At 63.3% G+C, this 26,065-nt stretch carries 23 protein-coding genes; 14 read left to right on the forward strand and 9 right to left on the reverse strand.

All coding sequences use genetic code 11. The annotated features are described in order from the left end of the window. Positions 1–161: 161 nt before the first annotated feature. Entirely contained in the window at positions 162–1,943 is a 1,782-nt protein-coding gene (locus tag B5V02_RS35505; protein WP_111548628.1) for a chloride channel protein, read from the reverse strand. 191 nt (positions 1,944–2,134) lie between these two features. After that, positions 2,135–2,434 carry a putative quinol monooxygenase gene (locus B5V02_RS35510; protein WP_111548629.1) on the reverse strand — a complete coding sequence of 100 codons (300 nt, stop codon included), beginning with the start codon at positions 2,432–2,434 and terminating at the stop codon, positions 2,135–2,137. A gap of 120 nt (positions 2,435–2,554) precedes the next feature. On the opposite strand from B5V02_RS35510, the gene flhA reads away from it, so the two are divergent. The 3 genes from flhA to B5V02_RS35525 are packed head-to-tail and all read left to right on the forward strand — an operon-like array spanning position 2,555 to position 5,777. Further along, positions 2,555–4,642 (forward strand): flagellar biosynthesis protein FlhA, encoded by a 2,088-nt coding sequence (gene flhA, locus B5V02_RS35515; protein ID WP_111548630.1) that lies wholly within the window; start codon positions 2,555–2,557, stop codon positions 4,640–4,642. Continuing rightward, entirely contained in the window at positions 4,639–5,391 is a 753-nt protein-coding gene (fliR, locus tag B5V02_RS35520; RefSeq protein WP_095084533.1) for a flagellar biosynthetic protein FliR, read from the forward strand. The genes flhA and fliR overlap by 4 nt, the downstream gene beginning before the upstream one ends. Before the next feature lie 2 nt (positions 5,392–5,393). Further along, positions 5,394–5,777: a hypothetical protein gene (locus B5V02_RS35525; RefSeq protein ID WP_111548631.1), complete on the forward strand. Its 384-nt coding sequence runs from the start codon at positions 5,394–5,396 to the stop codon at positions 5,775–5,777. 331 nt (positions 5,778–6,108) lie between these two features. Here the strand turns inward: B5V02_RS35525 and B5V02_RS35530 are convergent, their stop codons facing one another. Further along, complete coding sequence (locus tag B5V02_RS35530) at positions 6,109–7,023, reverse strand: DUF1194 domain-containing protein (protein WP_111548632.1); 915 nt, start codon at positions 7,021–7,023, stop codon at positions 6,109–6,111. Positions 7,024–7,132: 109 nt separating this feature from the next. Here B5V02_RS35530 and B5V02_RS35535 point away from each other — a divergent pair, with 109 nt between their 5' ends. The 6 genes from B5V02_RS35535 (at position 7,133) to B5V02_RS35560 (ending at position 15,158) form a co-directional block, all read left to right on the forward strand. Beyond that, a complete protein-coding gene (locus B5V02_RS35535; RefSeq protein ID WP_245446369.1) occupies positions 7,133–11,962 on the forward strand; it encodes an nSTAND1 domain-containing NTPase in 4,830 nt (1,609 codons plus the stop codon). 324 nt (positions 11,963–12,286) lie between these two features. Further along, positions 12,287–12,727: a lipid-binding SYLF domain-containing protein gene (locus B5V02_RS35540; RefSeq protein ID WP_111548634.1), complete on the forward strand. Its 441-nt coding sequence runs from the start codon at positions 12,287–12,289 to the stop codon at positions 12,725–12,727. A 293-nt stretch (positions 12,728–13,020) separates the two neighbouring features. After that, entirely contained in the window at positions 13,021–13,563 is a 543-nt protein-coding gene (locus B5V02_RS35545; RefSeq protein ID WP_111548635.1) for a rod-binding protein, read from the forward strand. 97 nt (positions 13,564–13,660) lie between these two features. Further along, positions 13,661–14,086 carry a hypothetical protein gene (locus tag B5V02_RS35550; protein WP_111548636.1) on the forward strand — a complete coding sequence of 142 codons (426 nt, stop codon included), beginning with the start codon at positions 13,661–13,663 and terminating at the stop codon, positions 14,084–14,086. Between the two features lie 67 nt (positions 14,087–14,153). After that, on the forward strand, positions 14,154–14,669 hold the full coding sequence (locus tag B5V02_RS35555; RefSeq protein ID WP_111548637.1) for a hypothetical protein: 516 nt from the start codon (positions 14,154–14,156) through the stop codon (positions 14,667–14,669). 204 nt (positions 14,670–14,873) lie between these two features. Continuing rightward, a complete protein-coding gene (locus B5V02_RS35560) occupies positions 14,874–15,158 on the forward strand; it encodes an SCP2 sterol-binding domain-containing protein (RefSeq protein WP_111548938.1) in 285 nt (94 codons plus the stop codon). A 91-nt stretch (positions 15,159–15,249) separates the two neighbouring features. Here the strand turns inward: B5V02_RS35560 and B5V02_RS35565 are convergent, their stop codons facing one another. Both B5V02_RS35565 and odc2 read right to left on the reverse strand, forming a co-directional pair. Beyond that, entirely contained in the window at positions 15,250–15,852 is a 603-nt protein-coding gene (locus B5V02_RS35565; RefSeq protein ID WP_378922139.1) for a GNAT family N-acetyltransferase, read from the reverse strand. 97 nt (positions 15,853–15,949) lie between these two features. Next, positions 15,950–17,083, reverse strand: coding sequence for an ornithine/lysine decarboxylase (gene odc2, locus B5V02_RS35570; protein WP_111548638.1), 1,134 nt, complete (start codon positions 17,081–17,083; stop codon positions 15,950–15,952). A gap of 540 nt (positions 17,084–17,623) precedes the next feature. Here odc2 and B5V02_RS35575 point away from each other — a divergent pair. The 4 genes from B5V02_RS35575 (at position 17,624) to B5V02_RS35590 (ending at position 21,761) form a co-directional block, all read left to right on the forward strand. Further along, the gene (locus tag B5V02_RS35575) at positions 17,624–18,820 is read left to right on the forward strand and encodes an amidase (RefSeq protein WP_111548639.1); all 1,197 of its coding nucleotides are present in this window, start codon (positions 17,624–17,626) and stop codon (positions 18,818–18,820) included. Positions 18,821–18,822: 2 nt separating this feature from the next. Next, positions 18,823–19,722: a LysR family transcriptional regulator gene (locus B5V02_RS35580; protein WP_111548640.1), complete on the forward strand. Its 900-nt coding sequence runs from the start codon at positions 18,823–18,825 to the stop codon at positions 19,720–19,722. Between the two features lie 174 nt (positions 19,723–19,896). Beyond that, positions 19,897–20,565, forward strand: a complete 669-nt coding sequence (locus B5V02_RS35585; protein ID WP_111548641.1) for a DUF1007 family protein — start codon at positions 19,897–19,899, stop codon at positions 20,563–20,565. Further along, positions 20,562–21,761, forward strand: a complete 1,200-nt coding sequence (locus B5V02_RS35590; RefSeq protein WP_111548642.1) for a nickel/cobalt transporter — start codon at positions 20,562–20,564, stop codon at positions 21,759–21,761. Before B5V02_RS35585 ends, B5V02_RS35590 begins: the two co-directional genes overlap by 4 nt. A 25-nt stretch (positions 21,762–21,786) precedes the next feature. Here B5V02_RS35590 and denD read toward each other — a convergent pair whose 3' ends face one another. The 4 genes from denD to B5V02_RS35610 all read right to left on the reverse strand — a co-directional run bounded on the left by denD (position 21,787) and on the right by B5V02_RS35610 (position 24,776). Next, a complete protein-coding gene (gene denD, locus B5V02_RS35595; protein ID WP_111548643.1) occupies positions 21,787–22,764 on the reverse strand; it encodes a D-erythronate dehydrogenase in 978 nt (325 codons plus the stop codon). 12 nt (positions 22,765–22,776) lie between these two features. After that, positions 22,777–22,989, reverse strand: coding sequence for a hypothetical protein (locus B5V02_RS35600; protein WP_111548644.1), 213 nt, complete (start codon positions 22,987–22,989; stop codon positions 22,777–22,779). An 83-nt stretch (positions 22,990–23,072) separates the two neighbouring features. Continuing rightward, the gene (locus tag B5V02_RS35605) at positions 23,073–24,059 is read right to left on the reverse strand and encodes a cation diffusion facilitator family transporter (RefSeq protein WP_111548645.1); all 987 of its coding nucleotides are present in this window, start codon (positions 24,057–24,059) and stop codon (positions 23,073–23,075) included. Positions 24,060–24,089: 30 nt separating this feature from the next. Next, a complete protein-coding gene (locus tag B5V02_RS35610; RefSeq protein WP_111548940.1) occupies positions 24,090–24,776 on the reverse strand; it encodes a GNAT family N-acetyltransferase in 687 nt (228 codons plus the stop codon). A gap of 83 nt (positions 24,777–24,859) precedes the next feature. Here B5V02_RS35610 and B5V02_RS35615 point away from each other — a divergent pair, with 83 nt between their 5' ends. After that, positions 24,860–26,044 (forward strand): pyridoxal phosphate-dependent aminotransferase, encoded by a 1,185-nt coding sequence (locus tag B5V02_RS35615; protein WP_111548646.1) that lies wholly within the window; start codon positions 24,860–24,862, stop codon positions 26,042–26,044. The last annotated feature ends 21 nt before the right edge of the window (positions 26,045–26,065 follow it).

Consider the following 26,065-nt stretch of genomic DNA (forward strand, 5'->3'; position numbering starts at 1 on the left):
TGCCAGACGAACAGTCGAGACCGTCTGCGAAGCCATCGGTCAGATCCTCGGCACCGTCACTTCAACCGAATGCAGAAATTACTTCACCGAGGCCGGGTATGTACCAACCTAAATTCATCCCGCTCTAGCAGGAGGTGTTGCGCCTCTTCTTGTGAATGTCATTAACCTTCGCCCGACAGGTCCCTGCGCGCCTTGTCGAGTTCCTCGGCATAGCGCCGCATCAAATGGCCTTCGGTCAGCAGCCCCAGCACGATGCGGTCGGTGAAATCCTCGACCACGGCGAGCTCTTCAGCGCCGGCACGCTGGAAGGTCTCGGCGGCGGACTGCACGTTCATGCTGGGCACCAGCACGGCGTCCGTGTATTTGGCAAGATCGCGCACAGCCACCTCGCCATCGGACGGATCGCTGTGCAGTTCGGCCACGATCAGCACGCCGACATAGTGATCGCCCGGGTCGACGGCGATGACGCGCTGGGCCGAACCGAGCGGCACTTGCCTGCGGAAGGCCGCCAGCGTCGTCGAGGCATAGATGGTCTTGATGTCCTTGCGCATCATCGAGCCGACGGTGAGGCTGCGCATCCAGCCGACGTCGTGAGCACTGCGGATGGTCTCGCCGCGCAGATGGAAGCGCCATGTCGAGAAGGAGTAGCCGAACGTCTCGCGCACCAGGATCGCCGACATGATCGAGGCCGCCAGCACAACACCGGTCAGCGTCAGGTCGCGGGTCGATTCCAGCGCCAGGAAGGTCATCGTCAGCGGGCCGCCGACGACGCCGACGGCGAGCGACGTCATGCCGACGACGGCGGCAACGGCGGGGTCGATGCCGGTTGCCGGCGAGACGAGCGCCATCACACCGGCAAACGCCTTGCCGAGCAATGCGCCAAGGAACAACGAGGCGAAGAACAGCCCGCCTCGAAAGCCCGAGCCCAGGGAGATGGCAGACGCCGCCAGTTTCAACACGAAGACGCTGGCCACCACGGCCAGCCCATAGTTCATCGCGAATTCGCGATGCAGCGCGCCATGGCCGCTGGACAGGACCTGCGGCGTGACCAGCCCCAGCAATCCGACGATGACGCCGCCGATGACGGGGCGCAGCGACGCATCGATCGACAGCCTGTTAAAACCGCGTTCGATCAGTGTCACCAGATGCATGATGGCGATCGAAGCCGCGCCGCCGAGCAGGCCGAGCAGCAGGAACGGCACGTACTGGCTGGCGGTCAGCGCCGGCAGGCCCGCAAGCTCGAGTGGAAACGGCACGCCGCCAAACATCTCGGCGGTCAGAGAGGCCGAGATCGCGGCAGTCATGACCGGCGCGACATTGGCGAGCGAATAGATGCCGATGACCAGTTCGAAGCCATAGAAGGCGCCGGTCAGCGGTGCGTCGAAGGCGGCGGCGATGGCGCCGGCGGCACCACAGCCGACCAGGATGCGGACATCGTTGCGGCGCAGCCGGAAGATGCGCGCCAGCCGTGATGCCAGGCCGGACCCGACCTGCGTGTAGCCGGCTTCCAGCCCGACCGAGGCGCCAAAACCGCTGGAGATCATCGTCTGGCCCGCGATGATGAAGGTGTCGGTGAGCGACATGCTCCCGCCATAGAGTGCGTTGGCTTCGATCGGGTCGATCGGCGTGCGGAATTTCCGCAGTCTCAACCAGATCACGGTCAGCCCAAGCAGGATGCCGCCGATCGCCGGTATCAGCGCCTGTAGCGGATTGGCGAGCGAGAACATGCCGGACAGCCGGCCGCCGGGCTGGACGCCGAACAGCAGCCCGTGCAGGTCCTGCACGATCTGGCTCATCGCCGTGACCAGGATACCCGCCATCACCCCGACGACACCGGCCAAAATGACCACCGCGACGCCGCGCGCCTCGAGCAGCGGCAGCGATCTGGTCAGCACCGCGCGCAGCCGGCGTGCATAGACTTGCGGTTGGTTTCTGGAAAGCACCGGGGCGGCTCGCCGACATCAGAAAAGGCAGTGGAAAGCCCGCCTGATACGCCCGGCGACACGGCATGGCAACCACAATGGCGACAGACAAGGCGCCATTGTGGCATGGCCGTCCGGTTGCGGGCCGCGGCTGCCTCTGTTGGACCGCGAACGGCGCTCGCCGGCCGAAGAGCAGCCGGCTGGCGGACCGATCAGGTCGGCTTGGGATCGCCGGCCTCATAGAGCACGAGATTGCGCTCGCCGATGCCAAGTGCCGGCCAGCTTGCACGCCAGTCCGCAAGGTGCAGCGAGCGGAAATGTGCATCTAGCGCTGTCCTGTCGCTCCAGACTTCCGTGACCCGGATGAGCCCGGCATCGAGCACGTCCTGCGCGTAGGAATATTCGAGGCAACCGGGCTCTGCGCGGCTGGCCGACATCATGCGCTCCATCGCTGGCTTCGCCTCCCCGAGCCTTTCCGGCGGCAGGCGGATGGTGCCGATGATCAGGAGCATGGGATTTCCTTTTGGAAGCGGCGACCGAGAGCCAGTAGCCAGTCTCCCACCCTCGCGCAAGCTTGGCCGGTTAGGCTCACAAGGCTGCCGCGCGGGCAGGCTTGGCATTTTGGGGACGACATGGCGATCAGCGAAAGCATCCAGCCCGGCGCAGTGGCCAAGAACGGCCGCGACGTCTTCTTCGCCATCGGCATCGTCATCATCCTGGCCGTGCTGTTCCTGCCGATCCCGGCCTTTCTCATCGACATCGGCCTTGCCTTCTCGATCGCGCTTTCGGTGCTGATCCTGATGGTGGCGCTGTGGATCCAGCGGCCGCTCGATTTCTCGTCATTCCCGACCGTGCTGCTCATCGCCACCATGCTGCGGCTGTCGCTCAACATCGCCACCACGCGCATGATCCTGTCGCATGGCAATGAAGGCACGCACGCGGCCGGCTATGTCATCGCCGGCTTCTCCAAGCTGGTGATGGCCAGCGATTTCGTCATCGGCCTCATCGTCTTCATGATCCTCATCGTGGTGAACTTCATCGTCATCACCAAGGGCGCCACCCGTATCGCCGAGGTCGGCGCCCGCTTCACCCTCGACGCCATCCCCGGCAAGCAGATGTCGATCGACGCCGACCTCTCCGCCGGCATGATCGACGACAAGACGGCGCAGCTGCGCCGCCGCGAGCTGGAAGAGGAATCCTCCTTCTTCGGCTCGATGGACGGCGCCTCGAAATTCGTCCGCGGCGACGCCATCGCCGGCCTCATCATCACCGCCATCAACATCGTCGGCGGCATCGCCATCGGCTATATCAGGCATGGCATGGGCATGGGCGAAGCCGCCGACGTGTTCATCAAGCTGTCGGTCGGCGACGGCCTCGTCACCCAGATCCCGGCGCTGATCGTCTCATTGGCCGCCGGCCTGCTGGTGTCCAAGGGCGGTACGCGCGGTTCGACCAACCAGGCGGTGTTCGGCCAGCTCGGCGCCCATCCGCGCGCGCTTTACGTGGCGGCATCGCTGCTGGTGCTGCTCGGCCTGATGCCCGGCCTGCCGCTGTTTCCGTTCTTTGCGCTGGCCGGTGGCATGGCTGGCCTCGGCTACGTCATTCCGATGCGCCACAACCGCGCCGTCGCCGCCGCCGAAGCGATCAAGGACCAGGAGAAGGCGACCAAGGTCGAAGAGGAAAAGAACTCGGTCAAGGCGTCGCTCGCCACCGCCGAGATCGAGCTCCTGATCGGCAAGCAGCTGTCGACCCGGCTGCTGGTGTCGCATCAGGAACTGGTTTTCCGCATGGCCAAGATGCGCAAGAAATTCGCCACCCAATACGGCTTCGTCGTGCCGGAAGTGCGGGTCGCCGACGATTTCGCCATCCCTCCAAAGAGTTACCAGATCAAGGTGCACGGCACCGTGGTGGCCGAATACCAGATGCGCGTCGGCGAGATCATGGTGCTGCTCGGCAATCGCGACATACCCGAAATACCGGGTGAGGAAATCCGCGAGCCGGCCTTCGGCATGCGCGCCTATTCCGTGGTCGAAACCTTCGCCGAAGATCTGAAGCGCGAGAACTACACCTTCGCCGACAACATGTCGGTGCTGCTCACCCATCTTTCCGAGGTCATCCGCAACAACCTGCCGCAGCTTCTGTCCTACAAGGACATGAAGGCGCTGCTCGAACGGCAGGACCAGGAATATCGCAAGCTCGCCGACGAGATCTGCACCACGCACATCTCCTATCCCGGCCTGCAGGCGGTGCTGAAGCTGCTACTCGCCGAGCGGGTCTCGATCCGCAATCTGCATCTGATTATCGAGGCGATCGCCGAGATCGCGCCGCATGTGCGCCGCACCGAGCAGATCGTCGAACATGTCCGCATCCGCATGGCCCAGCAGATCTGCGGCGACCTCTCCGAGGGAGGCGTACTCAAGGTGCTGCGTCTCGGCAACCGTTGGGATCTGGCCTTTCACCAGAGCCTCAAGCGCGACGCCAAGGGCGAGGTGCGCGAATTCGACATCGATCCGCGCCAGCTGGAAGAATTCGGCCAGGACGCGACCAAGGCGATCAAGAAATATCTGGAGGCCGGCGAGCGTTTCGTGCTGGTCACCGCGCCCGACGCCCGTCCCTATGTGCGCATGATCATCGAGCGGCTGTTCACCACGCTGCCGGTGCTCAGCCACGTCGAAATCGCCAAGGGCGTCGAGATCAGGGTGCTCGGAACCATATCGTGAGCGTGCTTTCGCAAGGCGTCGTCATCGCGGCGTTCCTCGCCTTCTGCCGCATCGGCGCCTGCTTCATGCTGATGCCCGGCCTGTCCAGCGCCCGCGTCCCGGTCCAGGTCAGGCTGTTCGTGGCGGTCGCCGCCACCGGCGGCCTGCTCGCCTTCCTGTGGGACCGCATCTTTCCCTTCGTCGACCCGCGCCCGCAAATCCTGGTGCCGATGATCATCTCGGAACTTCTGGTCGGCGGGCTGATCGGCGCCATGACCAGGCTCTACATGGAAGCCTTGCGCTTCATGGGCTCGGCCATCGCCATGCTGATCGGCTATGGCGGCACCGGCGGACCGGCGATCGAGGAGCCGGAGCCGCAGGCGGCGCTTGCCGCCATCATCTCGTTCTCGGCGCTGTTGATGCTCTTCGTCTTCGATTTCGACCATGAGATCATACGCGCGCTGGTGACCTCCTACACTGTCGCGCCGGTCAACATCTTCTTCAACCCGCAGGCCGCACTCGTCGATGTCACCGACACGGTGTCGGACACATTCTTCCTGGTCATCCGCCTCGGCAGCCCGTTTGTCGCCTATGCCATTCTCGTCAACCTGACGATCGGCTTCGTCAACAAGCTGACCCCGCAGATCCCGATCTATTTTATCTCCCAGCCCTTCATCATCGCCGGCGGCATGATCATCTTCTATTTCGCCGTCGGCACCATGCTGTCGCTGTTCGTCGCCGGCTTTGTCGACCTGACATTGGCAAGATAGCCATGAGCACACGCAGGGACCGCTTGAAGAAACTGGTCAAGGTGCAGGAACAACTGAAGGCGCTGCACGAAACCCGTCACGCCACCCTCCTTGCCGCCGCCGCCGCCGCCGAGACCGAAGCCCGGGACCTGGTCGGGCATTTCGACCAGGCCGATTCCCTTTCCGGCCTGTTTCCCGATCTCTACCATCGCCGCATCGCCAGTGCGGTCGGACGCCAGGAGGCGAGCCTCGAAAGCGCCAGGCAGGAGGCCAGCCTCATCGCAGCGGCTACCGCGCGCACCAACATGGTCGAGCGCGCCTACAAGGACGTGCGCAACCGCGACGAGCGCGAACGCTCCGACCGCGAGCGCCTCGACCTGATCGCGCAGAAGCGGAGCGGGGAGTAGCCAAGGGAACTCTGCGATTGAGCTAACGGCGAGTTTTATTGTCCACATTGCGAACGGCAGGTTTGCGCCTCATCTCGGTCATATCGACAGATCTTGCTGGTGCCCGGAAGCAGACATCGCGGGGATCATTGTGGAGGTCGTGGTCACGCCAGACCTACGCAGGGACAAGCGCTAACGTCTCGTCTCGACCCTTCGACGGCGTTCACCGCTGCTGAGGGCAATGGCTGCCTTGGGATCCGCAAGCAGATTCAATTTGACTGTAGGCAGCGGTTCGCGAAAGGCATTCCGTTGCCGCCCACCCTCTATATCGCGGTCACCCCATCGCCTATCGTTACCGGCCCGGTAACTGAGCGATCACGTTGCAATCGACCGTGCGGTCTGAACGCGCGGTGTAGGCCGCGTAGATCATCTGACCCGTGTTCATGGAGATTTCACGCACGAGCTTTCGACGGACTGCGATGGCGAACATAGCGGCCTCGGTGACGCCGATTGCAAATGCGTCTGGTCCGCCAATGACGCAGCGCTCGAAATAGGATTGCAGGTTGGAAGGGTCGTACATCGCAAACCCGTCGGCCCCGCCAATGCGGGGCAGTGCGATAGGCAGCCCGTTGATCGTCACGCGTTCCGCGAGAAGAACCTGCCGGATGGGGTCAAGGAGCGCTCCGGCATTGTTGGGTCCGTCGCCGGATACGTCAATAACCCTGCGCGGGCTGCGCAAGCCACTCTTCGCGAACAGATCATTCGCGGCCGACAATGCGCCGGAAATCGACGTTCCGCGGCCTTCAGTCAACGGCAGCGCCGCGAGCCTGTCTGCCAAAATCAGAGCGTCGTCGAGGCTTTCGACAATTGTCCACGGGATAATGACTGTTTGCTGACGTGGCCCTGCCCACTCCAGATAGAGTACTGCGATTCTGCCCCGCTCTCCCGACTTGATTGCCCTCGCGATGTCCGCGTGGCGGAAGGCACCGACATAGCCGTCGCGTTGCACTCTTTGCTCAACTTTGCTCATCGAGGGCGAGACGTCGACGGCAAGGATCAGTTGCAGATCGACTTCGGCCAGGTCGTCCGCGGGACGGTCGGTAGAGTGAGCCTGTGACGCCATCGCGAAGGACAGAGTGAGCAGGCAGACGCCCATGAGCCGTAGCACCGGTCTTGCGCCCGCACTTCGAGCAATCTGCACCAAGTAGTCCATGGCGAGCCTCTCGCTGACAATGCAATTGTCGGTCCGAGGCGTCTCCTGGGTCACGAACGGCTTCCGATCATTCGCCGAAATCTGCGCTCCCCGCCGGTCTGGATGGTGAACACTCTTCGCAGTGCGAAACCGTGCTAAGATCGAAGAATTGGACTGCGGCTTCGTGCTTGAGGGAACCGGCTTGAATAGCTCGCCTCCCACGACGTTCGTACTCAACGGCGTTACCGCCGATCTGAGCAGCGAGACCTTGCGCGACAAGTCCAACAGGACAATCGCACTTCGCCACCAGGCCTTCGCGGTGCTTCGTCACCTTCTGGAGAACGCTGATCGCGTCATCACCAAGGACGACCTGATGAAGGCGGTCTGGAACGGGATAGCCGTGACCGATGACAGCCTGGTGCAGTGCATTCACGAGATCCGTGGGGCGCTCAACGACAGCCGGCAGGCCGTCGTGCAGACAGTGCCGAGGCGCGGTTACAGGCTGGTCCTTCCCTCAAATGCCGGACCGAGAATGGCCACCATCCTGGCCGCCGAAGTGGCCGCTGAGGGCCGGCCGACAGGCAAGGATGAGCGGATCTCTGCTGCAACTTTCCGGGCGTACAGGCAGATCATCGATCGGCTGCTGGTTCAACATGCGGGTCGCGTGTTCTGGAGCGCCGAAGAGAGCGTCGTCGCCGAGTTCACCGGCCCTGTCGAGGCGATGCGGTGTGCGAGCGAGATCCAGCATGACGTCGATAGGCGGAACTGCGAAGTTCCCCAGACAAAGCGCCTGCTCTTCCGCATCGGCGTTCACCTGGGTTATGTCGTCGCCGAGGGCGACCACCTCGCGGGCGAGGCAGTCGAGGTCGCCGCTCATCTGCAAACGTTGTCACGACCGGGCGGGATTTGCGTCACGGAAGCGGTCCACGCCCAGGCTCAAGACCGACTCTCGCTGGAATTCGTCGATCTCGGCGAGCATAAGCTGAAGAACGTCGCACGCGTCTTGCGCATCTACCGCGTACCCCTTGCTTCGGAGGAACCGGTCAGGTCGCCATTTCGCGGTCTCGATGCCTTCGAATTCGAAGATGCCGACCTCTTCTTCGGCCGAGCACGGGCGATTGCTGCCTGCACTGCAAGACTGGAGCAGCAGGCAGCCAGCGGTACGGCATTCCTGCTTATCTACGGAATGAGCGGTTGCGGCAAGTCTTCCCTCCTGCGTGCTGGCCTGCTGCCGTCATTGACCCAGCCTGGAGCCGTGGCGGGCATATCCTTGTGGCGCCGCTGCCTGATCCGCCTCTCCGAAGGACCGGATGCATTCGCTGTGCTGGCTGCGGCACTGCTTAGCGAAGCTGCTGTGCCGGAGTTGTCCTGCGAAGTAACAGTCGCGGAGTTTGCTCTGCTCTGCAGGAGCGCGCCGGATCGGGCGCTGGCGATGGTCCGACAGGCACTTGGCAAGGCGGCCGGGTCGGCCCACTCGCAGATCAGATTGCTTGTCGCCATCGATCAGCTGGAGGAGCTGTTCACGACGGAGAAGCAGCCGGCGACGCGCGAGGCCCTTGTGCGGCTCATGGCGGTGCTAGCCGCGAGCGGACTGGTCTGGGTGATCGCGGCGATCCGTTCGGACTTTTTTCACCGCTGCGGTGAGGTCCCGGGTTTCTCGGCACTCAAGGACGGCCTCTCCAGCTACGAACTCCTGCCGCCGACCGGCCCAGAGATCGCGCAGATCATCCGCGAACCGGCGGGCGTTGCCGGGCTCCGCTTTGAGGAGAGTGCCGAGTTGGGGCGGCTCGATGATGTGCTGCAGAAGGCAGCAGCTGCCGATCCCGGATCATTGCCGCTTCTCGAGTTTGTGCTCGACGCGTTGTACCAAGCCGGCTGCGAGCGCCGAGTTCTAACCTTTGCGCATTATCGCGCGCTCGGCGGGCTCGAAGGCGCAATCGCGCGCCGCGCCGATGAAGTCGTAGACTTACTCGCGCCCGAGATCCAGGAGGCCTTACCCCCGGTGCTGGGCGCCCTCACCACAGCAAGTCCAAGCGATGGAACGGTGACGGCACGTCCGGCCCTGCTCACCGAAGTTGCAGGCACCCCCGCGCGATCGGCTCTCGTCAGGGCCCTGATCGACGCACGGCTACTCGTCAGCGATGAGGACGCCGGAGGGCATGTCTTCGTCCGCGTTGCACATGAAGCACTGTTGAGCCGTTGGCCGCGCGCCGGTGACATTGTGAATGCCAACCGGAACTTCCTCGAGACGCGCGACCGCCTCAGGGCCGACGCCCACCGTTGGCACCTGGAGAGCAGGAATCGAGAGCTTCTCCTTCCGTCCGGCAAACGTCTCGCGGAGGGCGAAGAGCTGCTGCTGTCAAGACGGGAGGAGGTTGACGATGACGTCCTTGAATACATCGAGGCATCTTTGCGCGCCCATCAGCAGAGAGAGGAGAAGGACCGGCAGGCAGAGCTGGCGCTGATCGAGGCCGCCGAAGAGGCAAAACGCGAGCGCCTGGAGCGCGAGGCCGAGCGCCGGAGCCTCGCGGCTACTGCCGCAAACCGGCTTGCCGGACGTACGCGCAATGCCGCGATTGTGGCGATAATGCTCGCTCTCATAGCGGGCGCAGGCGCACTGGTCGCCTTCAGGGCGCAGGAGGAAGCAAGGTGGCAACGCGACCAGGCGCTGCGCAACCAGTCTCTTTCGCTCTCCTTTCTTTCACAGCAGTCCACGGCGACGGGCAACACCGAGGCTGCGATCCTCTTGGCGCTCGAAGCACTGCCCTCGAAAGACCAGTCCGAGCGGCCATATCTCTTTGAAGCAGAGGCAGCCCTCTACAAGGCCCTGCTGGCGCACCACCAGATCAAAATCTTTCGGCATGCCGCCGGCGTTGCGGATGCGGCGTTCAATCCGAACGGCGATCACATCGTCACTGCATCCTACGATAAAACTGCAGGCATCTGGGACATCTCCAGCGGTGCCGAAACTGCAGTTCTAAAAGGTCATGAAGGGGCCGTGGAGAGGGCTGAATTCAGCCCGGACGGGAGCCGTATCCTGACGGCAGCGAGGGACGGCACTGCGCGCGTCTGGAACGCCATCTCGGGAGAACAGCTCTTCATCCTGCAGCCGGTAGGTAATTATCCAACGGCAATCTTCAGCCCGAACGGAAACCAGGTGCTGACGGCGGGAGAGAACAGCGATGCAGCGCTCTGGGACGCTCGGACCGGAAGAAAAGTCCTGAGTGTAAGCAGCGACGGATATGCACGGGCTGGCTTCAGTTCGGACGGTCGCAGCTTCGCGACGGCACGCAAGCACTTTGTTTCGATCTGGAATACCGCAGATGGCGCACTGACGCGGTCAATCCGGGTAAACTCCCGGCCCTACAGCCTGGCGTTCAGCCCGGACGGAAGCCGGCTGCTGGCTGGCGCGTGCGGTCCGCTTTCATACGGCGGCACTTCCAGCCTCTTAGATGTGTCGAAAGGAACGGAGATCGCAAAGTTCGCAGGCCAGAAGAGCGACACGCAATTGAACGGCGTGATTTTCAGTCACGGGGGTCAGCGAATCGCCACGGTATCACTCGACGGCGCTGCCCGGATTTGGGATGGAGCGTTAGGAACGCTGCATGACCTGCTCGGCCAGGAGGTTTCGGGTTTGAAGCTGGCTGATATCGGTGCGGATGAACGCGATGAGGAGATGAACGGTGCTTTCACCCCGGACGACCGCTTCCTGGCGACCGCTTCGGTCAATGGGCCGATCCGCATCTGGGACGTTGAACGCGCCTCGTTGGTCACGACGATCGCCGGTCATGAATCTTTGGTTGAGCATCTGGAATTCAGCCCGGTTGACAGCAACATTCTTCTCACTGCTTCACACGATGGCACAGCTCGGCTGTGGGATGTCGACGGCGCACTGACGACGACGCTCTCTCATGAATATCGGCCGACTTTCGCGGTCTTCAGTCCCGACAATGTCCACCTGCTGACCGGTGGCGGCGACAGCGCGGCGCATTTGTGGGATGTTCTGAGCGGGCGCGAAATAATCCGGCTCGATACACATGAGATCGTTCAACGTGCGACGTTCAGTCCCGATGGAAGGCGCGTCGCGACGGCATCTCTTGGGGGCCAGGTCCGAATTTGGGAGGTTGCCAGGGGATTCGAGACCGCCCAGTTCCGATCACATGGCGGACTGATCCAGATCCAGTTTGGTCGCGATGGTAAATCGCTTGTTTCCGCATCGATCGACGGTACCGCGCAGCTGTGGGACGCGGCGACCGGCACCGAGCTGGCCGTCATCAAAACAAGCAGCAAGCTGCCGCAGGCCATTCTTAGCCCCGACGGACGTCTGATCCTCGCGGCCAGGGAAGACAATGCGGGCCACCTCCTGAAGGCGGGCGGGGCTGAGCTTAAGGCTCTTGTGGGGCATCAGGATCGCATCACTGCAGCGGCCTTCAACCCGAACGGTCAGCTGGTCGCCACGGGCTCACTCGACCACACGGCCCGAATTTGGTCGACCACGGACGGAGCAAACGTCGTAACGCTAGAGGGACATACCGACGAGGTGACGGTGGTCGCTTTCAGCCCCGACGGTCAGTCGCTGCTGACTGCCTCACGCGATGGAACCGTCCGTATCTGGAGCGTCTCTGGCGGACTGGAAAGGGCCGTTCTTAGGGGCCACAGCGGCGCGGTGGACAGCGCCCAGTTCAGTCCCAGTGGTTTGTATGTCGTGACCGCGTCGTCCGAAGATCGCACGGTCAGGCTATGGGCGACGCAATCGGGGCGCCAGATTGCTGTCCTTGCCAGCCAGGACGAAGCGACCGTTCGACCGGGCCTTACACGCGCAGCCTTCAGTTCCGACGGCACCCAGATCGCAATTATTTCCGGTGAAGAAAGGGTCCGTATCGTTCGCGTCTTCCAGACACCCAACGACCTCATTGACTTCGCCCGGCGCACCGTGCCCCGCGAACTAACCCCTTGCGAGCGGCGAAGCTTCTTCCTTCCTGAAGACCCTGCAACTGGTACTTGTCCGGGCTGATGTCGGCAACGGGGTCAGATCTTGCCGCTTGAGCCGGCCGCCGGAACGGGCAACTTAGCGCCGCATGTCGGCCATAGAAGTAGATATTGCCGTGGCCCGGAAGCAGACATCTCCTGAGACCGCGCTGTAGGTGGCGTCGCGACATGAGCGGCCCTCCGAGCACATCTATGTTCGCCATCCGCCTCGTTTCGTGGCGGCCTTCCCGCAGCCGGATTCAATCCGCATGCTTGGAACCAATGACGGGCCAGACTGTTCACCTATAGCTTTGATACGACGCTGCCGTGCCCGGCCGGTGGTAAGCGGCGATCTTAAGGAGTTCGCATCGTGAAGATTTCGTCCACATTTCGTTCAGTCGCGTTTGCCGTCATCGCCGCTGCGGGGGTAAGCCTTGCCAGCGCCGCGCATGCCGAGAGCGGTACGATCCGCTTCTCCGTCTACAAAGCTGCCTTCTTTGTGGGTGGCTCTGGAGGCGAGGGCACGCTGACCTTCCATGGTCGCCGCTATCCCATCTCTGTCGGCGGCATCTCGGGCGGCCTCGCCTTCGGGGTTTCCAAGACCTATTTCCAAGGTACCGTTCGCCACATTCGCCGCGTCCGAGATGTAACGGGGGTCTACGGGGCGGCGGGCGGTGGCGGCGCGCTCGGCAAAGGGGCCCAGGTGATCGTCATGACCAATGACAAGGGCGCCCAACTCGAACTCTCAGGCAAGCAGGTAGGCCTGCAAGTCAACGCCGATCTCAGCGGTATGGCCATCACGGTGAAGTAAGGCCTGTCGCTCCGTTCGTCGTCCCTGCAGTTGGCCCACGACGCTGAATACAAACGTCGACTTTCTAGCCCTACCATCTCGGAAGCAGACGTTCCGCTCCCGGCCCAAAACGCGACGTCCGAATAGTGGCTTGGCGATGTCCGTAGTTGGCGCTTGGCCGACCACGACACACACCTGCATTCCGCCTCTCCCACCCGCGCAAGCCTGCCACAAGCTTGTTGAGGCATGGTCTGGCTAGGAAAACCGATAACAGGCGGACTTTCTTGGCGATTTCTCCACCCAGCGACATCGTTATGGATGTGGCCCGAGCCGTCGACCCGACGGACATCGAGGCCGCCCGCGCCGCGCTGACCAGGCGCGCCGGTGGTGCTGCCGGGACGTTTTCGGTCGACACCGCGGCCTCGGTCGATGCCGGCTCGATCCTGTCGCGCGCCACCGCCGACAAGGCCGCCGCAGCGACCGACCCGGCCAAGAAGTTCAAGAAGTTCGAGGCGATGGTGCTGCAGACCTTCATACAGAACATGCTGCCCAAGGACACCGAAGGCGTCTACGGCAAGGGCCTGGCCGGTGACATGTGGAAATCGCAGCTTGCCGAGCGGGTGGCCGACGTGATGGCCGAACGCGGCGGCATCGGCATCGCCAAGTCGATGCTCGCCGACCACTATCTCGAAGGCAAGCGCGTCGTGCCGGTCGGTCCGGTTTCGGGCGGGCCGGAAAAGACCGAGATCGATCAACAGAACAGCCTGTCGACCTCGCTGGTCCACGAATTGCAACGCAAGGCGGCCCGGTCGATCACCGGTGACGAGACCGCCATCAAGACAGACATCAAGATCTAGGGCATGCCCCAAAACCGGGAACCGGTTTTGGGAAAGATCACGCTAAAACACTGAGATAGTGCGTATCCGAGTTCAATCTAACCAGACCGGGATTCTCATGGCCGACTTTTCGGAATTCACCGCCAACCTGCCAGCACGCACGACCGCGTCGGAAGCGCCGATCCCGTTCGCGCGGCCTGGCAACCTCGCCGCCATCATCGGCCGCATCGAGGAAGTGGTCGAGGAAGAGACGGCCGGCATCCGCAACGCCACCAACTATGATCTCAAGGCCTCGAACGCCCGCAAGAGCCGCTATCTCTACGAGTTGACCCGCGCCATGAAGGGCGGCAGCGAAGCCGAATTCCTCGAACAGCACCGCGAAGGCCTGACCCGGCTGCGCCAGAAGCTGGCGAAGAACGAGGCGGCGATCCTGGCTCACCTCAGCGCGGTCAACGAGGTCGCCAGCCTGCTGCGGCACGCCATCCAGCGCGCGGAAACCGACGGCACCTATTCCGCCGGCGAGTTCGGCTGGATGAAGGCATGATGCCGAACACAATGCCCAGGCAAAAAAATAGTGCCGCGTTCCCATCACCAGGGAATGACAAGGTCTGATGATCAAGGTCATCGCCATCGCCGTCTGGATCTGCGCCGCCACGCTCGGCGCCGTGTTCTATTCGTTCCAGGCAGCCGGCGAGCGTGGTGTCGGCGAGACGCCGAAGCCGATGCTGGGCGGCCTCGACTACGTCAAGACCGATATCATCTCCGTGCCGCTGATCCGCGATTCCGAGATCGGCGGCTATTTCCTGACCAAGCTTGTCTACACGGTCGAGCCCGAGCAGATAAAGAAGCTGTCCATTCCGGCCGAAGCGCTCATCACCGACCAAGTCTATACCTACCTCTATTCCAATCCGCAGATCGACTTCACCAAGAAGGCGACGATCGATCTCGATGCCTTCCGCGCCGCGATCCGCGACACTGTCAACACCCGTGTCGGCGCCACTTTGGTGCATGAGGTTCTGATCGATCAGGTCAATTTCCTCAGCAAGGACGAAATCCGCGACAACTGGCTGCGCCGCAAGAAAAGCGAGACGGCGGCGGAAATGACCAAGGCATTCAAGGAACATTGATCTGCCCGGCGTGCCGTTGCCCGCAGCCCGATCACATCGGACGTCATCCGCTGCGGCGATAGGAACCAGCCACCGGAATTCGCGTTGACGTAAACGTCAACCCAAAGCTATATGCGGCAGCGGCCGTGATCGCAAAAAACGCGGCATGGCGACTTAAGCCGGGTCGAAGCGCCGTTGCGCGACCAACCAGACAAGGAGAACAGCGTGAGCGTTCAGGAGATTGCCGAGAAGATCAAGTCGCGCGTGGCGAGCAGCGGGTTCGATCGTTCCGTGAAATTCGACACCGGCGCCGACGGCGTCATCGTCATCGACGGCGCAACCATCTCGACATCAGACGGACCAGCCGATTGCACCATCAAACTCTCGCTCGACGATCTGGATTCGCTGATTTCTGGCGACCTGAATCCGACCATGGCGTTCATGACCGGCAAGATAAAGGTCGAAGGCGACATGACCGTCGCCATGGCACTCAGCCAGTTGATCGGCTGACCGCTTGTGAGACGCGCAAAACGCCGCCCGATGGGCGGCGTTTTCGTTTTGGGGCCGGACCCGGGTGGCCGCATCACGCAGCCCTTGCAGCTCAGGCCGCCGACGTCAGCTGCTGCGCCTTCAGCTTGCGTCCCGCCGCCTTCAGTGTGCCCTGCGCGCCATCAAGCGCGCCGTCGACCAGTTCCAGCGCCAAAAGGCGGTGCCGCTCATAGGGGCCGGGCATGGCGAGCGAACCGGTCCTGGCGGCCGAGAATCCGAAGCGTCCGTAATAGGGCGCGTCGCCGACCAGCAGGATCGCCGCATGGCCAAGCCGCGCCGCCTCGGCGATGGCATGACGCATCAGCGCCGAGCCGATGCCGGCACTCTTGAGCAACGGGTCGACGGCGAGCGGACCAAGCAGCAGCGCTGCCGGACCGCCCTCGCCCAATCTGACATCCCACAGCCGCACGGTGCCAGCGACGGCGCCCGACGCATCGCGGGCGATAAAGGCCAGGCCTTCCGAAGGCCGGCGGCCACGCCGCAGCTTCTCCGACGATTTCTTCTTGCGCTTCGGCCCCATGGCGTCGTCGAGCAGCGCTTCACGCGCTGCAACGTCGGCTGAGGTTTCGGCGACGATGGCAATGACGCGGCCACTCTTCCCCTCAAGGGGGGAGATCACCCAGGCGCCCTCATCGATGAAATTTGCAATGTCCATTTCCGCGATCCCTAGCGAGCGGAGATCTGTTCCACAGGCGAGCCCGGGTGGACGCAAGACGCCCACCTGGGATGATCTGACCAGTTCTTGCGAACCGTCAGATCACGTAGGATCGGAGAGGCTCGAAGCCGTTGAAAGCGACCGCCGAGTAGGTGGTCGTGTATGCTCCGGTGCCTTCGATCAGCACCTCGTCGCCGATGGTCAGCGACAAGGGCAGCGGATACGGCGTCTTCTCGTACATCACGTCGGCCGAATCGCAGGTCGGGCCGGCGAGCACGCAGGGTGCGGTCTCCGTGCCGTCATGCGCGGTGACGATCGGGTAGCGGATCGCCTCGTCCATCGTCTCGGCCAGACCGCCGAACTTGCCGATGTCGAGGAACACCCAGCGCACATTGTCGTTGGCGGCCTTCTTCGAGATCAGCACGACTTCCGACTTGATGACACCGGCATTGCCGACCATGCCGCGGCCCGGCTCGATGATGGTTTCCGGAATGGCATTGCCGAAATGCTTGCGCAGCGCCGAGAAGATCGCCTGGCCATAGGCCTGCGCCGCCGGCACGTCACGCAGATAGCGCGTCGGGAAACCGCCGCCCATATTGACCATCTTGAGCACGATCCCTTCGTCGGCGAGCGTCGCGAACACCGTCTTGGCGTCGGCGAGAGCACGGTCCCAGGCGGTCAGGTCGGTCTGCTGCGAGCCGACATGGAACGACACGCCATAGGCGTCGAGGCCGAGCCCCTTGGCATGGCGCAGCACGTCGACGGCCATCGCCGGCACGCAGCCGAACTTGCGCGACAGCGGCCATTCGGCGCCCTCGCCATCGGTCAGCACACGGCAGAACACGCGCGCGCCGGGAGCGACGCGGGCGATCTTCTCGACCTCTTCGACGCAATCCACCGCGAACAGGCGGATGCCGAGCTGGTAGGCGCGTGCGATATCACGCTCCTTCTTGATGGTGTTGCCGAAGGAGATGCGGTCCGCCGGCGCACCGGCGTCCATCGCCATCTCGACTTCTGCAACGGAAGCGGTGTCGAAGGACGAGCCCATCGCAGCAAGGAGGCGCAGGATTTCCGGCGCCGGGTTTGCTTTCACCGCATAGTAGATCTTGGAATCGGGCAGCGCCTTCTCGAAGGCGCGGAAATTGTCGCGCACGACATCGAGGTCGACGACGAGGCAGGGGCCGGTCGGACGTCGGGTGGCGAGGAAGTCAAGGATACGCTGGGTAGCCATCGGGGTCTCTCCATCAGCGCCTTTCGGCGCGCAATAAGGCTGCGGGACGCGGGCTGTCAGCCTCGCGAACACGCGGTGGACAAAGGCGGGACGGAAATCCATGGAACCAGCCGGTGGAGACCCCGGAACCATGAAACGCCGTCTCGCGGCGGTGAACCTTGGCCTTGCCCGGCCTCGGTTCGCTTTGTCTGCCTTGGCTTGGATGGGAGACCCGTCCGCACTGCCGGCAATGAAGGTGTGCCTCTTCAGTAACCCCGGTCTTTGGACAACCGGCAGAACACCAGAAAGGCCCGCACCGTCGTTGCTTCAAGGTGTCCTCGGTCTGGCGGTTGGCCGCTAAACCGACTGGAGGGGTTGGCTCCAGTTACCTTACCGATTTCCCTCACCATTCGAGGATCGGCGGACACCCACAGGCACGTGCGACTTTGGGCAAACGCGATATAAGAGCGAAGGCTTTCACAATCAATAAAAATCGCATCCAAGGTTGTAAAATTTCTGGCATCGAACAATGTTGGTGCAATCGTATCCGGATATCGAACGATGCCAGGCACACACGGCCCCCTCAACGCCTTTCTCGATGTCAGCCAGATGCCGGTGGCACATGCCGAGCTCGGACCGCTGGCCGGCCTGCGGCTGGCCGTCAAGGACATCTACGACGTGGCCGGCTACCGCACCGGTTGCGGCAATTTGCAGAAGTTCGCTGAAAGCCCCACCGCCTCGCGCACCGCGCCGGCCGTGCAGATGATTCTCGATGCCGGCGCGCGCTTCGTCGGCAAGACCCAGACCGACGAGCTTGCCTTCGCGCTGTTCGGTCAGAATGCGCATTTTTCGTTTCCGGTGAACCCGGCAGCGCCCGACCGCGTCACCGGCGGCTCGTCATCGGGGTCGGCGGCGGCGGTGGCGGGCAGGCTGGCCGATATCGCCACGGGCTCGGACACCGGCGGCTCGATCCGCGCGCCGGCGAGCTTTTGCGGACTGATCGGGCTGCGCACCACGCATGGCCGCATTTCGCTCGATGGTACGATGAAGCTGGCGCCAAGCTTCGACACGTTCGGCTGGTTCGCCGACGACATCGAGACCTACGAGACCGTGGGCAAGCTGCTGCTTGGCCGCGACCCGCACCAGCACGTGTTGGAACGCCCGCTGGCGCTGGACTGGCTGGACGAACTGGTCGCCCGCCCGGCGCTTGCCGAATATGCTGGAATGAAGGCGCTGGCGAGCGCGGTTTTCGGTACGCCGGCGACGCCGGCTGCGCCCTTCACCTCGTCTCCGGACGAACTTTACTGGTGCTTTCGCCAACTGCAGGCCAAGGAGGCCTGGGCGGTGCATGGCGCATGGATCACCAGTGGCGAGCGCGATCTCGGCCCCGGCGTCGATGAGCGTTTCGGCTTTGGCCGTGCCGTCGACGACCGCACGGCACAGGCCGAGACGGTGCGCCGGCTGACCTTTCGCGGCGAACTGGGCGCCCTGCTCGGCAAGGACGGCTTTCTTGTCCTGCCGACGGTGCCGGGCCCGGCACCCTACGCGGACAGCACGCCGGAGCAATTCAAGGCCTATCGCGAGCGGGCGTTGCAGCTTCTGTGCCTGGCCGGCCTGTCGGGCTTTCCGCAAATCACCTTGCCCGTCGGCTCGGTCGCCGGCGCCCCGTTCGGCCTGTCGCTGCTTGGCCCTTCCGGCAGCGACATTGCCCTGATACGGCTCGGCCGGAAACTTCTCGACGCCGCACGAAAGGCCTGACCATGGATACACTGACCCGCATGCGTGCTTTCATCGATGTGGTCGAGGCCGAGGGCTTTTCGGCGGCGGCGCGCAAGATCGGCCGCTCCAAGGCATTGCTGTCGAAATATGTGCGCGAGCTGGAGGATGAACTCGGCGCGCTGCTGCTCAACCGCACCACAAGGCAGTTCTCGATGACGGAGGCCGGCCACACCTACTACCGGCGCGCCTCCGAGATCGTGCGCGAGGTCGACAGCCTGGCTGATGCGGTGCGCGAATCGTCGGGCGACGTACGCGGCCGGATCAAGCTGTCGGCGCCACGCACCTTCGCCGATGCGCCGATCGGCCAGTCGCTGATCGACTTCGCCAAGCAATATCCCGACATCGTGCTCGATATCCAGCTCGACGACCGCTTCGTCGACCTTGTCGAGGAAGGCTTCGATCTCGCGGTGCGCATCTCGCGGCTGGAGAACTCGTCGCTGATCGCCAGGCGGCTGGCGCCGTTTTCGATAAAGCTCTGCGCCTCTCCCGAACTGATCGCCAAGCACGGCATGCCGACACGGCCGCAGGACCTTGGCCGCATGCCTTGCATCGTCGACACCAATGGCCGCGGACTGAACAACTGGCCGTTCAAGGGCGACAATGGCGATCCGGTGAGCGTTGCGGTGTCGGGTCCGATCGAGGTCAACAGCCCGATGGCCGCGCGGGCCGCAGCCGTGGCGGCGCTCGGATTTTCCATCCTGCCGGATTTCATCGCGGCGCCCGACCTCGAAAGCGGGCGGCTGGTTACGGTGCTCGATGACCGCATCCTGTCGGGCGGCGGCATTTTTGCCGTTTACCCGCACCGCCGCTATCTGCCGGCGAAAGTTCGCGTTTTCGTCGACTTTTTGGTGCAGTGGTTCAAGACACGTGAAGCTGCCTGACCGGGTTTGGCCGTCAAAGCGCATCGCGCCGCGACGCGCTTTGAGTTTTGTTGAGTGCGTGTCGTTGTCCAAACCGCTGCCCACTTCTGGGCGACACGCACCAGCGGTCCCAATTTCGCCCCCTTTCTGGTAACTCTCGACATATCTCCGAGGCCGATGGAATCGCGACCGAGAATGCACCTGAAACGGCACGCAAACATGCTGGCTTCGGCCTTGGCGGCGACCTTTGCCGCCACTGGACCGGCTTATGTGCATCCACATGTCTTCGCCGAGGCTCGCCTCGACGTGATCCTCTCCCCGGATCACCAAAGTGTGAAGGCGCTGCGTCATCTCTGGCGCTTCGACGATCTGTTTTCCAGCACGGTGATGATGGAGTTCGACAAGAACTCCGACCTGAAGCTCGACGACAAGGAGCTGAAGGAGGTCGCCGACACCGTCCACGCCTCGCTGGCCGAGTTCAACTACTTCCAGCTCGTCACTGTCGACGGCAAGGACGTGGCGATGACGCCGCCGCCGCATCTGATGGCCAATTTTGACAATGACCAGCTGATCATCCTGTTCGAGTCCGAGCCGAAGGTGCCGATCAAGCTCGCCGGCAAGATCGACATCGGCGTCTACGATCCGACCTTCTACACGGCGATCGATTTTACCGAGGACTCCAACATCACGGTTGAAGGCCTGCCGTCGAATTGCACCAGCAAGGTGATCCGTCCGGATCCGGACGAAGCGATCAAAGAAAACCAGAAGACCCTGACGGATGCCTTCTTCAACGATCCGACGGGCACCGACATGAGCAAGATCTTCGCCACCAAGCTCGAACTGACCTGTCAGCCAGAAGGATGAACCCGGTGACGAAACCGTCCCTGCGTTTGGCATTCGGCCTGTTGGCCATCACCTTTGTCATGATGCATTTCGCCAATTCCGCCCATGCCCAGAGTTCGCTCGGCATCGGCGTCAATGACGGCATGGCGCCCACCACCGGCCCGTTCGCCCATATCCTGATGTGGATCAATCTCAGGCAGCAGGAATTCTATCGCGCGCTGGCGACGGCGATGAAGGCGATGCGCCAGGACGGCAGCAAGCTGTGGGTGCTCATCGGCCTGTCTTTCGCCTACGGCATTTTCCACGCCGCCGGCCCCGGTCACGGCAAGGCAGTGATATCGTCCTACATGGTGGCCAATGAAGTGGCGCTGCGGCGCGGCATCCTGTTGTCCTTCGTCTCGGCACTGCTGCAGGGCCTGACCGCGGTCGTGGTGATGGCGGTTGCTTATTTCGTCCTGCGCGGCACCGCCGTCTCGATGACCGATGCGGCCTGGTTCATGGAAATCATGAGCTTTGTCTTCGTCACCCTGTTTGGCGCCTGGCTGCTGTGGCGCAAGCTCGGCCCCTCCGTCCTGCGCCTGTTTGGCAAAGGCCCCGCCTACAGCCTGTCAGCAGCTCACGCAGGTCATTCTCATGCGGGTCATTCGCACGCCGGCCATTCGCATGCCGCTCACAGCCATTCGGCGCCTGCCCATTCGCACGCCCTGCACGTGCATGACGATCACGACCACGCGCATAACCATTCGCACGATCATCACGACCACAGCGCGCACGATCACGACCATGGTCACGCCGCACACGACCATGCTCATCACGATCATGCGGCGGGCGAGGTCTGCGACACCTGCGGCCACTCGCATGCGCCCGACCCGGCGCTGCTGACGGGCGATCGCTTCGACTGGCGCACGGCCTGGTCGGCGGTGGCGGCCGTCGGCATCCGCCCCTGCTCCGGCGCGCTGATCGTGCTGAGCTTCGCACTTCTCAACGGGCTCTGGCTCGGCGGCCTGCTGTCGGTGCTGGCGATGTCGCTGGGCACCGCCATCACCGTCTCGGCCCTGGCGACGCTTGCGGTGACCGCCAAGAACTGGGCGGTGTATTTCGCCGGCGACGGCCGCATGGGCAACCGCATCCACTCGATCGTCGAGATCGGCGGCGCCGCCTTCGTGTTCCTGTTCGGGCTGCTGCTTCTGTCGGCGAGCCTGGCGACGGGCGGATGATTTTGCGCGTCGCGACGCTCCGGGTTTAACCCGCGATCTTGCCGTCCAGCTCATCCTCGATATGCGCGCGGATGATTTCGTCAAAACTCTTTTCGGCGCTGAAGCCGAGCTCCCTTGACCGCCGCGCCTCGAACCTTGTCGGCCAGCCCTTGACGATCGCCCAGATCGTCTCGTCGGGCTCCTCGCGGATCAGTTTCACCGCCTTGGCGCCGGCGATGCGTTCCAGTGCCTCGATCTGCTCGCCGACGGTGACGGCGACGCCGGGCATCGTCAGATTGCGGCGCGGCCCGACAGCGTTGCCGTCGATCCCGGCCGCATGGATCAGGAAATTGACCGCCGAACGCGGGCTGGCATGGGTGTGCACGACGGAACGCGGCACCGGCAGGATCGCCTCGTGGCCACTCAAGGGTTCGCGGATGATGCCGGAGAAGAAGCCGGAGGCCGCCTTGTTCGGCTTGCCTGGCCGCACGCAGATGGTCGGCAGCCGGATGCCAATGCCATCGAAGAAGCCGCGCCTGGAATAATCGGCGAGCAGCGCTTCGCTCATCTGCTTCTGCGTGCCGTAGGAGGTCAGCGGCGTCGGATGGAATTCATCCGGGATGACATCCGGAAACGGCGCGCCGAACACCGCGATCGACGAGGTGAAGACGACACGTGGTGCAAAGCCCGCCAGGCGGATGGCGTCGAACAGCGCCCGTGTGCCGTCGAGATTGACGCGGTAACCGAGATCGAAATTCGCCTCCGCCTCGCCGGACACGATGCCGGCGAGATGAAAGACGACATCGGGGCGCGATGCGACCAGGCTTTCGGCGGCACCCGCCTCGGCGAGATCGCCGGTGTGGATGGTGACGCTGACGCCGTCCATGCTAGGTGCCTGCGGCGGCACGATGTCGTGCAGGTCGAGTGCTTCGACCTTGCGGCCGCGCAGCGTACCGTCCTTGGCCAGCCGGGCAATGAGCTTGCGGCCGACCATGCCTGCCGCGCCAGTGATCAGAATGCGCATGTCAAAGAACCTTTACTTACCCTGGTTTTTGCGCTGGTTGCGGGCCCGCAGCCAGAACACCGAGAAAAACGCCAGCACGAAGACGATCCCAAATGCACCGGCCAGCACGGTCGAGAAACTGCCAAGTGCCAGCATCACGGTCGGCAGATAGAAGGCGGCGATACCGAACAGAAGCATGATCCACGCTGCCGCGATGGCCGCATTCCTGGTGTCTCGGTCCATCATGCTGCACCCGGGCAGCGGGTGTTCATCAAGCTGGTTTTCAAGGCTTTGGGACTCCTGAGGCAGGACCAATCGATATCAATCGATCAGGCCTGGTGATGATGGTCGTGATGCGCGGCCGTGTCATGTTCGTGGTCGTGCGCGTGATCATGATTGTCGCCATCGTCGGCGCACTGTCCGAATTCCGATTCCACGGTGGCATGGCTGATGCCGTGCTCGCTGGCAAGCCGCTTCTTGATGGTGCTGACCGCCTGATAGGCATCGACGCCTTCGTCGAGACAGGCATGCAGCGTCGCCATGTTGCTTGTTCCGTCGAGCGACCAGACATGCATGTGGTGCACTTCGCGCACCCCCTGGACCGTCGCCTCGATATCCCTGGCGATCAGATCGCGGTCGAGGCTGGGCGGCACGCCCTCGAGCAGGACTTGGGCGGCGGCGCGCATCAGCGACCATGCCGTGGACAGGATCAGCAGCGAGACCAGGACCGACAGGATCGGGTCGATCGGCGTCCAGCCGGTCGCCAGGATGACCAGTGCGGCAACGATCGCCGCCGCCGAGCCGAGCAGGTCGCCGAGCACATGCAGGATGGCGCCGCGCATGTTCAGGCTCTCGCGGTCGCCGCCATGCAGCACGAAGAAGGAACTGATATTGACCAGCAGGCCGAGGATCGCCACCACCAGCATCGGTCCACCAAGCACCGGCACCGGCGCCTGCAGGCGTCCCCAGGCCTCGTAGACGATCCACAGCGCAATGACAAAGATGGCAATGCCGTTGGTATAGGCCACCAGCGTCTTGACCCGGCCGAAGCCATAGGTGAGACGTCCGGTCGCCGGCCGCCCGGCAAGATGAAATGCATACCAGGCAAGGCCGAGCGCGATCGAATCGGCCAGCATGTGGCCGGCATCGGCCAGCAGTGCCAGCGACCCGGTAAGAAGGCCGCCGAGCGCTTCGGCGACCATGAAACCGGCGGTCAGGCAGGCTGCGATCAGGACGCGTTTCTTATCGGTCGAGCCATGCACATGGCCGGCGCCGTGATCGTGTCCGCTATGATCGTCGGAATGGGTATGTGCCAATGGCAACTCCCGTTGCGCGCCGAATTCAGTTCACGCGCCGAACGCCGCGCGGAAATCCTCAAGCCGTCGCTTCTGTTGGCCGTCGCCATCGAAATTGGCCGGATCGAGCCACGCTTCATAGGCTTTGCGCAGATCAGGCCACTCCTTGTCGATGATCGAATACCACGCCGTATCGCGGTTTTCACCCTTGACGATGAGATGCTGGCGGAAAATGCCCTCGAACTTGAAGCCGAAGCGTTCGGCCGCCCGCTTCGATGGCTCGTTGCGGTTGTTGCATTTCCATTCGTAGCGGCGATAGCCGAGCTCGTCGAAGATGTATTTCATGAACAGGAACTGCGCTTCCGTCGCTCCCGGCTTGCGCGAGATGAGCGGTCCCCAATAGATGTTGCCGATCTCGATGACGCCATAGGCAGGATCGATGCGCATCAGCGTCTGGCGTCCGGCGACCTTGCCGCTGGCCTTGTCGATGACGGTGAAGAACAACGGATCCTCGCTGGCTTCCACCTTGTCCAGCCATGGCTGGAAGGCGGCACGGGTCTCCGGCGGATAATCGGGCAGCCAGGCGAAGCGGCCATCGACGTCGGATACGGAGGACGCTTCATAGAGGCCGTCGCCATGTTTTGCGGCGCTCAGCGGTTCGAGCCGGACGGTGTGACCGTCGATGGCCTTGCGCTCGGGCCGCGGACGCGGTTGCCAGTCTTTGAGATTTTCCGACACCAAAAACTCCAATCCGTTTGACTTTTGCCAGCCGAAGCTCACAAAAACGCACGCCAACAGCAAGAACCACACGGACGGGAAAAATGCTCCACACGATTTCGGCCTTCGACCGTCTCGGCGAAGAAAACGCCTTCGCCGTGCTGGCGCGGGCGACAGCACTGGCGAGCCAAGGCCGCGACATCGTCAATCTCGGCATCGGCCAGCCCGACTTCAAGACGCCGCAGCACATCGTCGAGGCGGCGATCAAGGCGCTGCGTGACGGCCACCACGGCTACACGCCGGCCAATGGCCTGCTGGCGACGCGCGAAGCGGTGGTGCGGCGCACGCTGACCACCACCGGCGTCGAGATATCGCCTGAAACGGTGATGATCCTGCCCGGCGGCAAGCCGACCATGTTCGCCGCGATCCTGATGTTCGGCGAGCCGGGCGCCGAGATCCTCTATCCCGATCCCGGCTTTCCCATCTACCGCTCGATGATCGAGTTCACCGGCGCCGCACCGATCCCGGTGCCGATGCGCGAGGAAAACGGCTTTGCCTTCTCGGCCGATGAGACGCTGGCGCTGATCACCTCGAAGACCAGGCTGTTGATCCTCAATTCGCCGGCCAACCCGACCGGCGGTGTTACGCCACGGGCCGAGATCGAGAAGCTGGTCAGGGGACTGGAGAAGCATCCACAGGTCGCCATCCTCTCCGACGAGATCTACGACGTCATGACCTATGACGGCGAGACGCATTGCTCGCTGCTTGGCTTTCCCGAGATCCGCGACCGGCTGATCGTGCTCAACGGCTGGTCGAAGACCTGGGCGATGACCGGCTGGCGCATGGGCTGGTCGATCTGGCCGAATGGCGACAAGGGCGCCCACCTCTACGACAAGGTGCGCAAGCTGGCGGTCAATTGCTGGTCCTGCGTGAACGCACCGAGCCAGTTTGCCGGCATCGCGGCAATAGACGGCCCGCAGGACGATGTCGACAAGATGATGCACGCCTTCGACCGCCGCCGGAAGATCGTGGTCGAGGGGCTGAACGCTCTGCCCAACATTTCCTGCATCACGCCCAAGGGCGCGTTCTACGCCTTCCCCAACGTGTCGAAGACCGGCTGGAAGGCGAAGAAGCTCGCCTCGGCCTTGCTTGACGAGGCCGGCGTGGCGCTGATCGGCGGTCCCGATTTCGGCATTCTCGGCGAAGGCTATATCAGGCTCTCCTACGCCAACTCCGAGGAGAACATTTTGCGGGCGCTGGAGCGGATCGGAACGTTCCTGGCGAAGTGAGGCTCAGCGCGCGCTGTCCAG

The organism is Mesorhizobium kowhaii (genome assembly GCF_003253745.1).
In the GTDB taxonomy this organism is placed as follows: Bacteria; Pseudomonadota; Alphaproteobacteria; order Rhizobiales; family Rhizobiaceae; genus Mesorhizobium; species Mesorhizobium kowhaii.

What these genes read in the sequence shown, in the direction of transcription:
- B5V02_RS35555 (WP_111548637.1), top strand. Translation starts at nt 14,154, where the DNA reads ATGATCAAGGTCATCGCCATCGCCGTCTGGATCTGCGCCGCCACGCTC.
- B5V02_RS35575 (WP_111548639.1), top strand. Translation starts at nt 17,624, where the DNA reads ATGCCAGGCACACACGGCCCCCTCAACGCCTTTCTCGATGTCAGCCAG.
- B5V02_RS35580 (WP_111548640.1), top strand. Translation starts at nt 18,823, where the DNA reads ATGGATACACTGACCCGCATGCGTGCTTTCATCGATGTGGTCGAGGCC.
- B5V02_RS35585 (WP_111548641.1), top strand. Translation starts at nt 19,897, where the DNA reads ATGCACCTGAAACGGCACGCAAACATGCTGGCTTCGGCCTTGGCGGCG.
- B5V02_RS35615 (WP_111548646.1), top strand. Translation starts at nt 24,860, where the DNA reads ATGCTCCACACGATTTCGGCCTTCGACCGTCTCGGCGAAGAAAACGCC.
- denD (WP_111548643.1), bottom strand. Translation starts at nt 22,764, where the DNA reads ATGCGCATTCTGATCACTGGCGCGGCAGGCATGGTCGGCCGCAAGCTC.
- B5V02_RS35545 (WP_111548635.1), top strand. Translation starts at nt 13,021, where the DNA reads ATGGATGTGGCCCGAGCCGTCGACCCGACGGACATCGAGGCCGCCCGC.
- B5V02_RS35550 (WP_111548636.1), top strand. Translation starts at nt 13,661, where the DNA reads ATGGCCGACTTTTCGGAATTCACCGCCAACCTGCCAGCACGCACGACC.
- B5V02_RS35525 (WP_111548631.1), top strand. Translation starts at nt 5,394, where the DNA reads ATGAGCACACGCAGGGACCGCTTGAAGAAACTGGTCAAGGTGCAGGAA.
- B5V02_RS35510 (WP_111548629.1), bottom strand. Translation starts at nt 2,434, where the DNA reads ATGCTCCTGATCATCGGCACCATCCGCCTGCCGCCGGAAAGGCTCGGG.
- odc2 (WP_111548638.1), bottom strand. Translation starts at nt 17,083, where the DNA reads ATGGCTACCCAGCGTATCCTTGACTTCCTCGCCACCCGACGTCCGACC.
- B5V02_RS35590 (WP_111548642.1), top strand. Translation starts at nt 20,562, where the DNA reads ATGAACCCGGTGACGAAACCGTCCCTGCGTTTGGCATTCGGCCTGTTG.
- B5V02_RS35600 (WP_111548644.1), bottom strand. Translation starts at nt 22,989, where the DNA reads ATGATGGACCGAGACACCAGGAATGCGGCCATCGCGGCAGCGTGGATC.
- flhA (WP_111548630.1), top strand. Translation starts at nt 2,555, where the DNA reads ATGGCGATCAGCGAAAGCATCCAGCCCGGCGCAGTGGCCAAGAACGGC.
- B5V02_RS35565 (WP_378922139.1), bottom strand. Translation starts at nt 15,852, where the DNA reads ATGGACATTGCAAATTTCATCGATGAGGGCGCCTGGGTGATCTCCCCC.